The organism is Skermanella sp. (assembly GCF_059503625.1).
The window spans coordinates 1-2147 of record NZ_JCACHA010000500.1 but is presented as its reverse complement, the minus strand read 5'-3'; the positions used below and the strand labels follow the sequence as shown (position 1 = coordinate 2147).

The following is a 2147-nucleotide window of genomic DNA, read 5'->3' as shown; positions in this document are numbered from 1 at the left end:
CCCACGCCAACCGTCTGGGGGTGTGCTGGCCGTCCCAGGCCACCATCGCCGCCAAGGCCAAGCTGGACCGCGGCACCGTCAACCGGATCCTGGCAAAACTCGGTGCCCTGGGGCTGGTTGAAAAGGGTCGTCATCCCAACCCCAGGATCCGCGCCTGCACCTACCGGCTGGTCGGGCACGATGCGCTGATGGGGGATTTCCTGGACGGCCTCGACAATGCCGCCGAGGAAGCAGCCGCCGCGATCCCTGTTGTCGTCCACGACACAGAACACTTTGAACAAGATTCTCTCTCTCTGAAGCGCGCAGGCGCGCCGGGGGGGGAAGCGATCTGCGAGAAGCAGGAGGATGGCTCGGATACCGTGCCGATGCTTGATGAGACCTGGGTCCCCGACCGCGCCGACATGGTTTTTGCCCAGGTCCACCGGGCCGATCTGGAACAGTCGGATTTGCTGCTGATCGTTCAGAAGTTCACGCTTCACTACCGCGGCAGACGGATTGCCGATCCCTCCGCCCTGTTCCGCCGCTGGCTGCTCACCGAGAGGAAAAATCATGCCCGCACCAACAAGCCGAATGACCGTCGTCCCGCGTCTCATCACAGCGACACCCGACGGGCAGGGCGCCGAGATGGTGCGGCTCCCTCATGTTCCGGCCAGACCCGCTTTGACGCCTGGGCTCGAGCGGCGCTTGCGCGCCGAGAGCATTTCGCTCACGTCGGCTGAGCCCACCGACGACAAGGCGGCGGCCCGGTATCGATCGGATTTCCTGGGGACTGTTGAGAAGCCCTGGCGACCCAGTCCGCTCCCGGTCTCCGAAATTCCTGCTGCCCAGCAGGCGCTGGCCGCCTTCGACGCGTACCTGCGCCCACAGTGTTGGGAGGACAACGGCCGCGCCATGCGGGCGATCGCCGCTCTGCTGTCCTACTACCGCCAGCCTGACCGGGCGCCAGACCTGGAGGCCAGTGTCGCCGAGCAGTGGGGGGAGGATGTGGAGGATTATCCGCTATGGGCGGTTCAGGAGGCATGCAGGATCTGGCGCCGCGAACCTGACAACCGCCGAGGCCCCCATCCGGGCGAATTCAGGGCGATATGCGAAGCCCTGGTCGGCAAGGCCCGCCAGCAGCGGGACCGTCTTCGGCGCTGCCTGGAGATGCCGCCCCTGCTGTCAGCGCCGATCCCCCTGACATCCGAGGAGCGGACTGCCCTCGAAGAGCGCCGTAGATCCGAGCGCATGGCTGAGCTCGCCCGCTTCGAAGAGATAAAGGCCAATCTTCTGGCGGAAGGCAAATGGCCTGGCAGGACTGCAGGCCCGGCACCGACTTGTGACACCGCGCCGACCGATGACGCAAAGAACATCCACTGTCCCTCTGCCCTCACGCCGGCCGCATGCCGTATTTCCGGATCCGGCGAGGAAGCGTTTTCTCCCGGGATGTCCAATCCTGCCTGTCCCGAATCAGTCGGCGTTCCTGCATCGCCGGAGCAGCCGGCCGCCACCCAGGCCAAAGGAACGGCCAGTGGTCCCTGGACGTCGGACAGAACACCTGAAGTCACATTCTGCGGGGATGGCGGGATTGCAGGGCCGTCGGATCAGGCTTGCCTGACGCACCAGGGCTGGCTTGGCAAGCTGCCGCTTTCCAGGCAGCAGAGTCTTTACACCACGCAGACTTATGAGAAGAAACCGCTCAAGCAGCATTTTGAATTTGCCGACACTCGCCGGATGCGCGGGGATCCGCATTCCCCATTCTCGGCGCGTCTCTTCGGGGATGACGAGATTGACACGGGCCTGGCCTGGAAGGTCTGGCCGGCCGGCTATCTCCTGCCGCGTCAAGTAACATCAGGCGCCCTGCTTCCTGATTGGGTGAAGGAGCGCGGCGTTTCGGTTGCCGGTTCACCGCCTCCTGTGAAGCGACCAGAATCACGGTGGTCCTTCCAAGCATTATTACCGGGTCACCCGCCGATGGTCTGGCCCAGACCCGGGCTGCCAATATGCATTCGAGGCTGGCCGTTGCGCTCCAGCCTCAGTCGAAGGTGCCGTAGATGGAGCCTGTCCAGTCCCGGTCGGATAGCGGAAGCTCCGCCATCAGAGTCTCCGGCTGAAGATTGCTTCCTTCAGGCATCAGCGGAAAGCCGGCCATCCAAAGGGTGCGCCTC

The 2147-nt window shown here is 64.5% G+C and carries 1 protein-coding gene and 1 pseudogene; both read left to right on the top strand.

Annotated features, from left to right (window positions below; translation table 11 throughout):
* A partial coding sequence (locus AC5JJ6_RS10825; protein WP_496042040.1) for a helix-turn-helix domain-containing protein occupies positions 1–719 on the top strand: 719 nt, incomplete at its 5' end.
* Positions 685–2147: pseudogene (locus AC5JJ6_RS10820) on the top strand (hypothetical protein); the annotation flags it as partial. The gene AC5JJ6_RS10825 and the pseudogene AC5JJ6_RS10820, both read left to right, overlap by 35 nt.